The organism is Candidatus Vondammii sp. HM_W22 (assembly GCF_022530855.2).
Classification (GTDB): Bacteria; Pseudomonadota; Gammaproteobacteria; order Chromatiales; family Chromatiaceae; genus Vondammii.
In genome coordinates this window covers 1,693,251-1,705,505 of record NZ_CP099567.1, presented here as the reverse complement: position 1 = coordinate 1,705,505, position 12,255 = coordinate 1,693,251, and the positions used below count along the sequence as shown (strand labels likewise).

At 51.6% G+C, this 12,255-nt stretch carries 11 protein-coding genes and 2 pseudogenes; 2 read left to right on the top strand and 11 right to left on the bottom strand.

All coding sequences use genetic code 11. From position 1 onward, the window contains the following. Window positions 1–28: 28 nt before the first annotated feature. From MN084_RS09505 to MN084_RS09470, 8 genes and pseudogenes are all read right to left on the bottom strand, one after another. Window positions 29–708: pseudogene (locus MN084_RS09505) on the bottom strand (transposase); the annotation flags it as partial. A gap of 400 nt (window positions 709–1,108) precedes the next feature. After that, window positions 1,109–1,561 carry a hypothetical protein gene (locus MN084_RS09500; protein WP_241087603.1) on the bottom strand — a complete coding sequence of 151 codons (453 nt, stop codon included), beginning with the start codon at window positions 1,559–1,561 and terminating at the stop codon, window positions 1,109–1,111. Continuing rightward, window positions 1,501–1,875 (bottom strand): recombinase family protein, encoded by a 375-nt coding sequence (locus MN084_RS09495; protein ID WP_241087602.1) that lies wholly within the window; start codon window positions 1,873–1,875, stop codon window positions 1,501–1,503. The genes MN084_RS09500 and MN084_RS09495 overlap by 61 nt, the downstream gene beginning before the upstream one ends. Window positions 1,876–2,014: 139 nt before the next feature. After that, window positions 2,015–4,057 carry an NAD-dependent DNA ligase LigA gene (ligA, locus tag MN084_RS09490; protein ID WP_241087601.1) on the bottom strand — a complete coding sequence of 681 codons (2,043 nt, stop codon included), beginning with the start codon at window positions 4,055–4,057 and terminating at the stop codon, window positions 2,015–2,017. Next, window positions 4,054–4,926, bottom strand: coding sequence for a cell division protein ZipA (gene zipA, locus MN084_RS09485; RefSeq protein WP_241087600.1), 873 nt, complete (start codon window positions 4,924–4,926; stop codon window positions 4,054–4,056). The genes ligA and zipA overlap by 4 nt, the downstream gene beginning before the upstream one ends. Before the next feature lie 47 nt (window positions 4,927–4,973). Continuing rightward, window positions 4,974–5,300, bottom strand: a complete 327-nt coding sequence (locus MN084_RS09480; RefSeq protein ID WP_320416495.1) for a DUF4870 family protein — start codon at window positions 5,298–5,300, stop codon at window positions 4,974–4,976. 14 nt (window positions 5,301–5,314) lie between these two features. Then, window positions 5,315–8,320: a chromosome segregation protein SMC gene (gene smc, locus MN084_RS09475; protein ID WP_320416494.1), complete on the bottom strand. Its 3,006-nt coding sequence runs from the start codon at window positions 8,318–8,320 to the stop codon at window positions 5,315–5,317. After that, on the bottom strand, window positions 8,229–8,777 hold the full coding sequence (locus MN084_RS09470) for an AAA family ATPase (protein ID WP_320416493.1): 549 nt from the start codon (window positions 8,775–8,777) through the stop codon (window positions 8,229–8,231). The genes smc and MN084_RS09470 overlap by 92 nt, the downstream gene beginning before the upstream one ends. 212 nt (window positions 8,778–8,989) lie before the next feature. On the opposite strand from MN084_RS09470, the gene queF reads away from it, so the two are divergent. Next, the gene (gene queF / locus MN084_RS09465) at window positions 8,990–9,379 is read left to right on the top strand and encodes a preQ(1) synthase (RefSeq protein ID WP_241087598.1); all 390 of its coding nucleotides are present in this window, start codon (window positions 8,990–8,992) and stop codon (window positions 9,377–9,379) included. A 65-nt stretch (window positions 9,380–9,444) separates the two neighbouring features. Here the strand turns inward: queF and rdgC are convergent, their stop codons facing one another. After that, window positions 9,445–10,350: a recombination-associated protein RdgC gene (gene rdgC / locus MN084_RS09460; protein WP_241087597.1), complete on the bottom strand. Its 906-nt coding sequence runs from the start codon at window positions 10,348–10,350 to the stop codon at window positions 9,445–9,447. Between the two features lie 221 nt (window positions 10,351–10,571). On the opposite strand from rdgC, the pseudogene MN084_RS09455 reads away from it, so the two are divergent. Beyond that, window positions 10,572–11,476 (top strand): annotated as a pseudogene (locus MN084_RS09455) (IS3 family transposase); the annotation flags it as partial. Window positions 11,477–11,509: 33 nt separating this feature from the next. Here MN084_RS09455 and MN084_RS09450 read toward each other — a convergent pair. Together MN084_RS09450 and MN084_RS09445 are read right to left on the bottom strand one after the other, a co-directional pair. Further along, the gene (locus MN084_RS09450) at window positions 11,510–11,641 is read right to left on the bottom strand and encodes a hypothetical protein (protein ID WP_330177993.1); all 132 of its coding nucleotides are present in this window, start codon (window positions 11,639–11,641) and stop codon (window positions 11,510–11,512) included. A 276-nt stretch (window positions 11,642–11,917) separates the two neighbouring features. Continuing rightward, window positions 11,918–12,205: a helix-turn-helix domain-containing protein gene (locus MN084_RS09445; protein WP_330177992.1), complete on the bottom strand. Its 288-nt coding sequence runs from the start codon at window positions 12,203–12,205 to the stop codon at window positions 11,918–11,920. Between the last annotated feature and the right edge of the window lie 50 nt (window positions 12,206–12,255).

The following is a 12,255-nucleotide window of genomic DNA, read 5'->3' as shown; positions in this document are numbered from 1 at the left end:
TTACGAGGGAAAATCCCTAGGACCCCTTGAACGTCCTGAAGCTACGGCCATCGGCTAGGCTGTCATGCATAAAATCCATCGACCACATGATGTTAATTTGACGAGGTACGGCTAGCGCATCCGGCACGTCGCGCTTCAATCGACGTTTGGGCTTGATCCGCAAGTTCAGCTCAAACTCCCTGTATATGCGGTATACACGTTTATGATTGTAGGGGTAACCCTTCACATTGCGCAGGTACAAATAGCATAACTCGAAACCCCAGGTTCGATTGGTCATCGTCAATCGGAGTAACCAATCTGCAATCAGTGCGTTGTCGCTCGAATGCTTGGCCTGATAGCGATAGCAGGTCTCGCTGATACAGAATGCACGACAAGCTAGGCGTACCGACACGCCATCCTGCGTAGCTCCGATCTTGGCCATCTCCTTGCGACGAGATGGCCTTACCACTTTTTTGCCAGGGCCTCCTTGACGATCTCCGCCTCTAATTTGGTTTCGGCGTACATCTTCTTGAGTCGCCGGTTCTCATCCTCGAGTTCCTTCATACGCTTCATGAGAGAGGCGTCCATGCCGCCGTATTTGGCGCGCCACTTGTAGAAGGTGGCACTGCTCATGCCATGCTCCCGGCACAGATCGGAAACTGGTGTGACAGTCTCAGCCTGCTTGAGAATAGCAATGATCTGGCTGTCCTTGAATCTTGATGTCTTCATGCAGAATCTCCTGCGTTCATATTACGAGAAAATTCTACTTTTGGCGTCAGCTACTTCCCGGGAGGATTACCCCTTGGCTTTAAAACTGGGTTTATGGTTTCTACGTTTTCTTCTCATCTTCTGCTCCTGTCTTTCAACATTGTTGCAGAAGTCACTTAAACTGTCCGTATGCCTGTCCGACTAATGGGATCCATCTCTTTATACAGACAATCCCTGGAATCGGCGGCTATTGGGAAAAACAGTTGCACCTCAACTTTTATCATCGAGGTTGTCTCTTTGTCAGAAAAAAGAGCGTGTGGTTTTCTTCATTGCCTCCATGCGTCCTTATAGATGGATATCGGCAATCAGCTACTTAAATTGAGGCTTATTTAACAGAATTTTCGAAATATACTGATCAAAATCAAGGAACTAATTTACCATGATGGAAGTGGTGTAGTTCTCCAGAATTCAACCCGCCTTCACACTCTTTTTTCTGGTGTCGACAACATGCTACATGGGATGATTCTTTGCATGACAGTGCCCGCTTCCAGCAACGCGTCAGGACGGCCAACCGACGACAATTCAAGTGATTTAAAGTATCTATCCTGACTTCTACTTTATTTTTGCTTTTCTTATTTTTCTTCTTCTCTACAGGTTTCGATGATTTCCCTTTCATCCTGTTTTTGCTGCTTTTCTTCAGCTTTTTCCTAACGCATATAAAACTCTCTTCTTCGGTATCATACCGCCCGTCCTTGATCTGCTGACGAATCAGATCATCACTGGCCTGAACTGCGCTGGCCGGTTGCAGCGCTCTCAGTGCATAGGATACGCCGGTTTCACTCCATTGAGATCCATCGGCAGTGGTGACACCCATCTGATGGACTCATAATAGTTCCACTGCATCAGTGGAGAGGTCTGTTTGAGCTTGTGTTCAACCATCTCCTCAGGTTGAGCTAAAGATGGAGAAGCTGTTGAAACGGACCGTCTTGGGCGCGTGGTTTTAGCCGAAGATTGGAGGTCGAGTTTTTTCAGGGTATGGCGGATAGAATAGGTGCTCCACGGTTTACCCAACAACGAAGGAATACCTTCTGTATTCAGCGTGTCAGCCATCGGCTGCTGTGTGAGACTCTTGCCATTCTCGTCACGGGAAGCCGCAAGTTTCTGCAATCGTACTCTTTTTTCACCCACAGTCATCCTCCATTTCGAAGTTATCGCTCGTTAAGAACGATAATTCTCACTAAAACACTAAGATCGCAAAATTATAATTTATTGTTATCAAAAGCGTATGAATTTATATTTTTGGTCTCTTTACGAGAAAATACGCCGGTTATTCGTCTTCATTTGTAGCAAGTATGTCGCCAGCCAAAAGATCAGCCAACCCGGCGTCATCCAGCACCGCAACACCCAGTTTTTCTGCCTTCGTAAGTTTTGAACTACCCTCTTCACCGGCTACCAGGAAGTCGGTCTCTTTTGAGACACTGCCGGCCACTTTAGCGCCCAGAGCCTGAAGTTCTTCCTTGATCTGTGCTCTGGGGCGACTCAGGGTTCCGGTGAGCACCATGGTTTTGCCAGCCAGTGGCTGGGTGGACTCATCCGGCGGTTCAACCGGTATCCAGTTTACACCGGCATCCAGGAGCGCCTGAATCACCTCCCGGTTATGCGCCTGCCTGAAGAAAGTGACAATATGATCAGCCACGATGGGACCCACATCCTGCACTTCGATCAAGGCCTCGCTATCGGCCTGCTCCAGGCGCTCAAGATTGCCATACTGTCGCGCCAGTGAGTGGGCAGTGGCTTCACCCACTTCGCGGATTCCCAGGGAGAAAAGGAATCGTGCCAGGGTAGTCGACTTGCTCCGCTCTAGTGCCTGCATCAGATTGTCTGCTAATTTATCACCCATGCGCTCCATGCTGGCCAATGCCGCCCGTTTCAATCCATACAGGTCAGCTGGTGTCTCGACCCAGCCCCGCTCCACCAATTGTTCAACCAGCTTCCCGCCCAGACCCTCTATATCCATCGCCCGGCGTGAGGCAAAATGTTTTATCGCCTCCTTCCGCTGTGCCGGACAAAACAGCCCTACGCTGCAACGGATGGTTGCTCCATCTTCATCACGAATCACTTCCGAGCCACATTCAGGGCAGCGATCCGGCATATGAAACACTTCAGCATCTGCCGGACGGCGTTCTGTCAGCACTCTAACCACCTGAGGAATGACATCACCGGCCCTCCTCACAATCACCGTGTCACCGATGCGTATATCCTTACGCCGGGTCTCGTCTTCATTATGCAGTGTGGCATTGGTTACCGTCACGCCCGCAACACTGACCGGCTCCAGCCTTGCCACTGGCGTCAGAGCGCCGGTCCGGCCCACCTGGACATCGATAGCCAGTAACCGGGTCAGCTCCTCCTGAGCAGGAAACTTCTGGGCGATTGCCCAGCGTGGCGCCCGTGAGACAAATCCCAGCGCCTGCTGCTGGTCGAAATGGTCAACTTTAAAGACCACACCATCAATATGGTAATCAAGTCCATCCCGCCGGCCGGCGATCTGCTGATAATAGGCCAAGCAGGAGTTTATCCCTTTCAATACCCTGAGCTCAGGGGAGATCTGCAGCCCCCAATCGGCCAGTCGTTTTATGCTGTCGCTGTGAGTTTCTGCCAGATGCCCGCCGTCGATCTCACCAAAGCCGTAACAGAACATGGCAAGTGGGCGCTTCGCTGTAATTCTTGAGTCGAGTTGCCGCAGACTACCAGCCGCGGCATTGCGTGGATTGGCGAACCCTTTCTCTCCCTGCTTGCGGGCCGCTTCATTGAGCCGGTCAAAACCACTCTTAGGCATGTAGATCTCACCGCGGACTTCCAGTACCTGGGGCCAGTCGCCATTCATGAGACACAAGGGTACCGAGGGAATGGTACGGACATTCTGTGTCACATTCTCGCCCCGAGCACCATCCCCACGGGTCGCTGCTTGAACCAGCACACCTTTTTCATATCTCAGACTGATCGCCAATCCATCCAGTTTTGGCTCGGCCACATACTGAATGTTTTCATCACTCTCCAGCCGATCACGTACCCGATGGTCAAAGTCGTTCATCTCCTGATCGGAAAAGGCGTTATCAAGAGAGAGCATCGGGACTTTGTGCTCAACTTCATCAAACAGATCCAGCGGCTGCGCCCCCACCCGTTGAGAAGGAGAGTCTATGGTTATCAGCTCTGGGTGCTCAGCCTCCAGCGCCTGCAGCTCACGCATAATGCGATCATATCCACTATCGGGAACCAGAGGGTCATCCAGCACATAGTACTGGTAATTGTGCCGATTGAGCTCATCGCGCAGTCGGACTGCACGATGCGAAGCTGACGAAGGGATGCTCATCGCCTGCTGCGTGCCAGTTGAAGCTGGCGGCGATGCTCCAATATACTTCCGCGGATGTGTTCGATGGTCTGTTTGCTCAGGTCACTGTGGGACTCATCCTGCAACTCCCCATCAAGCAGCGCTGTAATTCGCTCAGCCGTAAACAGCATATCGGAAAAAGTCACCAAACCATCCTGAGGACCGGGGAGTTGGCCAAACAGGATCAAGCCCGGAGATTTGAACTGCGCCATCTGCTTTAAATCAAAGGTACCCGGTTCCACCATACTGGCCATGCTGAAAATTACCCGGCCTTCTGCATCGTAACGATGGAAAATATCCATATCACCATGTTTCAGTTCAGTCTCTCTTGTCACACACATGATGTCGTCACCGCTGAAGTGCCGGCTGCGTGCCAAAATATTCAGCTGGAGAATCTTTAGCGGAACATCGGCATTGCTCAGTTCATCCTGCAACCCTTCCGGGTCATCTGCGGTAAAGGAAAAAGAGGCCGGCTCACCTCTTGCGTGAGGTTCGACAGGCTCCCCACCGATGTCTTCATCGCGAACCAGCTCATCCAGCCGTTTCAGCTCTCCGTCAATTTCATCACTCGTTGCTTCATCTAGGGCAGCAGGTTCCTGCTCCTGTTCCTCTTCATACGGCAGTGAAATATCCTCCTGATTCCAGGCAGGCTCACGCCGCACTTCCCGCTCCTGGAAAGGCTCATTCTCCTTGATTTCGGTGATTGATTCGTCAGAGGGAGGATTATTTCGTTCACTCTTGATTGCATGGACACGGGCATTGAGCTTTTTATGGCGATCCCATAGATAGATACCAAGAATCACTCCCACACCCAATATGAAAAAAATCAAACGAAGTATATTGGCATCCATTCTTGCTATTAACTCTGACTCAAAGTGAACGGTTAATTGTCAGGCTATCATAGGTACATGGCCTTCCGGTCTATCAGTCGCAACCAGCCTTTGACGATACGATAAATAATCCAGAGAGTATTGGCCAGCAGAATAAGATATCCAAGGCCAATAATAGGGGTCGCGAATCCAACAGCGGCCCAGATCAGGCTGAACCAGAATGTCCGTATCTGCCAGCGAAAGTGAGACTCCAGCCAGATCCCTCTGACATCGTCCCGCTTTGCATAGTTGATAATAACAGCAATGACGTAGGTTATTCCCAACAGCAAAGAGACCGCCTGCAATCCATAAACGATGGTTGTTACGGTCTTGGCAGATTCCAGTTCCTGATCCATGGTCATTTTTTGCTCTACATGGCAGCAAGTTGCGCCGCCGCTTCAACATCTACCGACACCAGCCGAGAGACACCCGGCTCATGCATGGTGATGCCGGAAAGCTGGTGGGCCATCTCCATGGTGACTTTGTTGTGGGTGATGAAGATAAACTGAACCTGGTCAGACATGGATTTCACCAGCTCACAGAATCGACCCACATTGGCGTCATCCAGCGGTGCGTCCACCTCGTCCAACATACAGAAAGGGGCTGGATTCAGCTCGAAGATTGCAAATACCAAGGCGACAGCAGTCAACGCCTTCTCGCCACCGGATAACAGATGAATACTTGAGTTGCGCTTGCCGGGAGGACGCGCCATCACGGTAACACCGGTATCCAGCAGATCCTCTCCGGTCAGCTGCAGATAGGCGTGACCACCACCAAACAGTTTGGGGAATTTCTCCTGCAGGCCAGTGTTGACCTTATCAAAAGTCTCTTTGAACCGGGTGCGGGTCTCCCGGTCAATTTTGCGGATGGCGTTCTCCAGTGTCTCCAGGGATTCGGTGATATCCGCATGCTGGGCATCCAGGTAGGTGGCCCGCTCTGATTGCTCCTGATACTCATCAATGGCAGCCAAGTTGATCGGGCCGAGGCGGCGTATCCGTGCGTCCATGCGCTCAGACTCTTCCTGCCAGTCTTCGAGAGTGGCATCCCCCGGTAACTCCAGAAACAGTTGATCGCGCTGAAAATCGGTTTCGTTGAGCTGCTCTTCCACAGTTTTACAGCGGATCAATACCTCCTGGCGCTGCATCCTGGCCTGATCCAGCTCTGAACGATGTTGTTGCACACGCTGTTCCGCTGCCGTGCGATCCTGCTCCAGCCGCCGCAAAGTTGCATCGATATCTTCAAGGTCCTTCCTGACCTTGGTCAGTTCACCCTCCACCAAAACCCTCAGAGCAAGCTGTTTCTCAAGTTCATCGGCCTGTTCCAGTAGTGGTGCCTGGCTCTCTTCCAGCATCTGCACCAGCTCTTCACGACGCGTTGACAGGTGCGAAAGCTGCCCCTCCATTCGCCCCAGATTCAGGCTTAGGGACTCTTTGGAACTGCGCATGGATTCAATCCGCAGGGCAATTTCATGAGACTGTGTGCGCCGCCGTCCGGTCTCTTCACGGATCTCCTGCAGTCGGCTGCTGAATTCGTCACGCTGATGAACCAGTGCGTCCCGCCGCTCACCCAGTGTCTCCATCTGTTCCAGCGCAGTGTGCAGCCGTTCGCGGGCCATCTCCGTCTCTTCGCGATCCTGCTCCATCTGCATCCGCAGCTCTTCCATTTCGGTACGGATATTTTCGTCACGATTTTTCAGATGTTCCGCCCGGGTGCGTTTACCACTGAGAGTGGAGCGCAGATCTGAAAGCGCACGATTGATATCGTTGAGCTGTCGCTGACCCTGCTCCCTTCCCTGTTCACTCTGCCGGATACCCTCACGGCCACTTTCGACACCGGCAGCTAACTCATCGGTCTGCTGTTCCAGAGCCTGGATGTTACCTGTCAGTTCCCGGATCTCCTGTTCCCGTTCCAGTACACCCGAGGTCTCATCCCCCTCCCGAGTCAGGCGAAGCCAGTTTGGCCCCACCCAGATACCATCAGGGGTAATGATCGATTCACCCTGCTTAAGCGCTGTGCGTTGAGACAATGCCTGCTCCAAGCTCTCTGCGGTACGCACGCCGCCCAACAGTCCATCCAGAGGCCAGGGTGACTTGATCTTTTCAAGCAACAGCCCATGACCACCTCCGCCACCGGAAGCCGTTGTATCAAACAGCACAAGAGTGCCGCTCTCCAGTGCGCTGATACTGCTGCCCAGCGTATCGAGACTGTCAGTACATACCGCCTGCAGGTGAAACCCGAGTACCGTCTCCACGGCACTTTGCCAGCCCGACTCCACTTCGATCTTTTCAGCCAGCCGGGCAGCCTGGGCCAAGCCCTGTGCTTCCAGCCACTGGGTTGTTATATCTTCCTGCTTTCCCAGGGCTGCCTGCTGCAGCACCTCCAGAGAGGAGTAACGCCCGCGGGCGGTCTGCAGTCCGGCCCTGGCCTGGTCCAGCTCATTGCTCTGCTTTGTCTGCAGTTCACGACTGGCGATAATCTGTTGCGCCAGGGCGGAGAGAGTCTCCTGTTGATTCGCCGCCAGCTCTTGCTGCTCCGCCTCACGTCCCTCTAATTCAGCAATCTCCTCAAGCAGTTGCTGGTCATTGAGGCGTTCAAGCTCTTCGCTCATTTTCCCCAACCGCCGCTGCAGATTCTGACCCTGCCCTTCTAGGTGGTTGATACGGGTTCTTTCCACTTGGGCTGTTTGCGCCGGTTCAGCCGCCTGACGGTTAAAATTTTCCCACTCGCCCTGCCATGACTGCATCGCCTGTTCAGCGTCGGTCAGTCGTTCAATCGTAGTCTGCTCAATCTCACGAGCCTCTTCCAGAAACGGCTCCTGCTCTGCAAGATTGTCATTCAGATCTTTCAGACGCGCCTCGTCCTGCTGCCGATGATCCGTGGACTCCTGCCACGCCTGCTCCGTCTGGTGCAGGTCGTGTTCATGCTGAACACGGCTCTCTTTGGCAAACTGCATCGCCTGCTCTAGACGGGCGATTTCACTACCCACTGCGTAATAGCGCCCCTGGACTTCGTTAAAGGTCTCGTTGGCTTCAGTGTGTCGCTCCCTGTCCTTCTCTATATCGGCTTCCAGACGGCGCTGTTTGGCGACCACGGATTCCTGATCTGTCTCCAGTTCGGCCAATGCCCGCTCTTTCTTCTGGATATCCTCATTCATAACCCGCCAGCGCAGAGCCAACAGTTCGGCATGAAGACGTCGCTCTTTCTCTTTGTACTCTTTGTACCGCTCAGCTGTTGTTGCCTGTCGTTTAAAATGTTGAAGCTGTTTATCAATTTCATCTCTTAAGTCATTTCTCAGTATCTCTGCGGCGCTCTTTATATTTGGAAATGCCCGCAGCCTCTTCCAAAAAGGCCCGCAGATCCTCCGGGCGCGCTTCAATTAGGCGGGAGATCATCCCCTGCTCAATAATCGAATAGCTGCGAGGTCCCAGTCCGGTGCCCAAGAACAGATCCGTGATATCGCGCCGGCGACAGCGGACACCATTCATAAAGTAACTGGACTGGCCGTCCCGGGAGATTTGGCGCTTTACTGAGATATGGCTGTATTGGTTGTACTGCCCTCCGGCAGAACTATCACTATTATCGAATTGCAGTTCAATGCTGGCTGTCCCAACCGGTTTTCGGCTGCTGGACCCATTAAAAATCACATCGGCCATGGATTGACCACGCAGCATTTTTGCCGAGCTCTCACCCATCACCCAGCGTACCGCATCGATTACATTGGATTTGCCACAGCCATTTGGACCCACGATGCCGATCAGATTGCTCGGCAGCAAAACCGTTGTCGGATCGACAAAAGACTTGAATCCCGCAAGTTTTATTTTTTCAAGACGCATGGGTGGCTACGATACAGACAGCAGGAGCCGGTTACAAGGGAATCACATATAGATTATTTACATTAGATAACAAGTTTATCTCACTATTATATATTGAAATATTATCAGTATTGTTTAAGATTTAAACAGCAAAAAAACAAGATCCACTTCAGGGTAATCACTAGGTTCCGTATAATCGCCACTTTCCCCCATCAGAGCGAGATCTGCCGACCATGCCAAGCCAACCCAGCAAGACCCTGGAGACCTTCGATAACCCACAGCCGGATCGTGATTACACCATCCGAATCCAGGTGCCGGAATTTACCTGCCTCTGTCCCATGACCGGGCAGCCGGATTTTGCCGAGTTGTCGATTGAATATATTGCCGACAAGCTTTGTGTTGAACTGAAGGCCCTGAAGATGTACGTCTGGTCCTACCGTGATGAAGGCGCCTTCCATGAGGCGGTAACCAACAAGATCCTCAGCGATCTGGTGGAAGCCACACAACCGCGTTTCATGCGCCTGACGGCTGACTTCAATGTCCGCGGCGGCATCTTCACCACTGTGGTCGTCGAACATCGGGCGGAAGATTGGCTACCGCCAGTGCAGGTTAATCTTCCCTAAGTTCTGCTGGGTAACTTAAAGAGGAACGCAGAGGAGTCCCCTCTGCGTTCCAAAGAGACAGCCGATCAATCCTCTTCAGCCAATCCGCCAAAGGTCTCTACAAGGCGGGAGATGAAACCTCTCAACTCCAGAGTCATTAAAGCGAAATCCACATCAAAGCGGGTGGCGGCATCCTCTGCCTCAGCCGCCGCTTCCTGAATCACATCAAGGAATTTCAGACGTTTCACCGAGAGGTCATCCGAAAGAACAAAACCCAGGTGGTCATGCCACTCCAGAGCAAGTTGCACCACCTGCTTTCCAGCCTCTAAATGGGTTCTTATCTCATCCCCTTCCAAATCCTGATGACGACAGCGCACCACGCCACCCTCTTCCACGGTATCCCGCAGCTCACACTCATGCTGAATCAGAAAATCCTCGGATGGACCCTGACCAGCCAGCCACGAGGTCATCACCAAGGCTGGCGACTGTGCGACATCCAGGGGTTTCAATGGGAAAGTCCCAAGCGTCTCACGCAACAGACTGATCAACTCCTCTGCCCGCTTGGCACTGGCGGCATCGACAATCAGCCAGCCATCCTTAGTATCGATATAGGCGTAAGTAAGGGATGATTTGACAAATGCCCGCGGCAACAGGTCCATCATTAACTCATCCTTGATCTCCTGCTGCTCACGCCGCCTGACCTTGCGTCCTTCAGCCTCCTGAATGGCACTGACCTTCTCTTCCAGCTGCTCACGCACCACAGCAGAAGGAATCACCTTATCCTCCTGCCGTACGCAGACCATGATGCAGTCGCCCGCAGCATGGGTCAGCTGACTGCCGTTCCGCCCCAGAGGCGACTGCCAGCCGAGTACGGACATCTCCAACGTACCGCACTCCCGGGCCTCCTTCTCCAGCAGCCGATCATGTAACTCCTCCGGAGAGAGGGTAAAAGACTTACTCAGGCGATAGAGCTGGAGATTTTTGAACCACATAAGGAAGGTCTCGGCAAAAAAACCGCATTATGGCGAAAGCCGAACCTCCTAGCCAGTTTTAAACTGACAATTTCATTTTTTTGTTTGTAAATTCACCCATGGATTCCGACCAGAGGGTGACCTTTCCCCCAAAAATAGAGCCATGACAAGGATGAGATTTCCAATTAGTCTGTGTATTAGGAGATCTCAAGATGAAGAAGAAGCGTTACAGAGAAGAGTAAATTATTGGTGCCATCAAGCAGCATGAGTCAGGGGTAAAAGTTGATGACATTTGTCGTCAGTTCGGCATTTCAACCGGGTGCTTTTATAACTGGCGAAGCAAGTACGCCGGGATGGATGTCTCAGAAGCCAAACGGCTCAAAGAGCTTGAAAGCGAAAACAACAAGCTTAAGAAGTTACTTGCCGAGAAAATGCTTGAAGCTGAGGCGATGAAGGATGTGCTCTCAAAAAAGTGGTAAAGCCTGCTGATAGAAAACAAATCGTGAGCTACCTTAAGTCGCGGTTCAAATTAAGTGAGCGTAGAGCTTGCCAATTAGTGGGCTTAAGTAGAACCGCTTTTCGGTACGTTACTCAATGGGGAAAAGATGAGCCTCTACGCAAACGGTTACTTGAGCTGGCAAAAAAGCATCCGAGTTATGGTTATTTGTTTTTACATGGCCTCCTGAGAGGAGAGGGGCTTGTGAAAAACAAGAAGCGGACCTACCGAGTCTATAACGAAGAAGGTCTTCAAGTGAGGACTAAAAAACGCAAGAAGATAATACGACCAAGAATGCCAATGATTGTGCCCATTGGTAAAAATATACGCTGGTCAATGGATTTTGTCAGTGATCAGTTGGCTAATGGTCGCCGCTCTCGAGTATTTAATGTGATTGATGATTACTCAAGAGAAGTTATTGGCCAGCTCTCTGACTTCTCGATCAATGGTCACCAGGTCGCTCGTTTTTTAACTCAGGTGATTGAGCTAAGGAGCACTCCGGATCAAATAATCTGCAACAATGGTACTGAGTTTACTAGCAAGGCGATGTTCTACTGGCAAAAAGAAAGTGGCGTTAAGCTAGGTTTTATTCAGCCAGGTAAGCCTACTCAGAATGCGTTTGTAGAAAGCTTAAACGGTAAATTCAGAAGCGCACGGTAACATCAGAAATCTTATAGCCCCGGCCTATGACTTGCCCAACTGCCTCAATCTTAAGTTCTTCTGTATAGCTGTATAGCCTTTGCCGCTCAGATGATCCTTGATTGTTCTCGCCACTTTCTTGATTGGCTCCAGGCCACTGCGCGCTGCCCATGGCAACCACCGCTCCCAGCCTTTCCTTGCTCATGTCTTGCTGGCATACATGGCAAACTCTTTGATCGCCCAGGCACAGGCAGTCTTCAGCGTGATGTCACGTAGCGCCTTGAACCGCAATTTTGGCCTGCGCATCATATTCTCCGGGTTGTAGGGCTAGTCATACTGGCTGCCTTTAAGGCCCTCATAGCCATCAGCGCTTTGTGCTCTTGACAGCGTACCTTGTCTACCGCCCCACCGAGGTGCTTGGCAACATCGCATTTACCAAAGACAATCTTCTCTTCAACCATAGGCAAGATTTTCAGTGTGGCATTGATAGCGGCCACTGCCCACATGTAGCACTGCACCTGCATCCTGGTCTGATAAGACTGTTACATAATCATGGCGTTTCTTGAAAACCGTCTTATTAACACTAATACGTGTTGGGCTAATCTCTGTTCTACGTGCCAGTCCTCGCTTAACTGCTCGCTGCATAATTCCATCAATGGCATTCCAACTCAGCCTCATCAATCGGGAGACTGCCGAGATGGACGCCTCTTTCAACCAATCGATCACCAGCACCTCAAACATTGCAATAAATCCAGAGCCCGGTGAGGTCTGCCAACAGGTTGAACAACACT

Coding starts and splice junctions, on each gene's coding strand:
- queF (WP_241087598.1), top strand. CDS start 8,990: ATGCCAAGCCAACCCAGCAAGACCCTGGAGACCTTCGATAACCCACAG.
- MN084_RS09480 (WP_320416495.1), bottom strand. CDS start 5,300: ATGGATCAGGAACTGGAATCTGCCAAGACCGTAACAACCATCGTTTAT.
- rdgC (WP_241087597.1), bottom strand. CDS start 10,350: ATGTGGTTCAAAAATCTCCAGCTCTATCGCCTGAGTAAGTCTTTTACC.
- MN084_RS09445 (WP_330177992.1), bottom strand. CDS start 12,205: ATGTTTGAGGTGCTGGTGATCGATTGGTTGAAAGAGGCGTCCATCTCG.
- ligA (WP_241087601.1), bottom strand. CDS start 4,057: ATGAGCATCCCTTCGTCAGCTTCGCATCGTGCAGTCCGACTGCGCGAT.
- zipA (WP_241087600.1), bottom strand. CDS start 4,926: ATGGATGCCAATATACTTCGTTTGATTTTTTTCATATTGGGTGTGGGA.
- MN084_RS09500 (WP_241087603.1), bottom strand. CDS start 1,561: ATGGGTGTCACCACTGCCGATGGATCTCAATGGAGTGAAACCGGCGTA.
- MN084_RS09470 (WP_320416493.1), bottom strand. CDS start 8,777: ATGCGTCTTGAAAAAATAAAACTTGCGGGATTCAAGTCTTTTGTCGAT.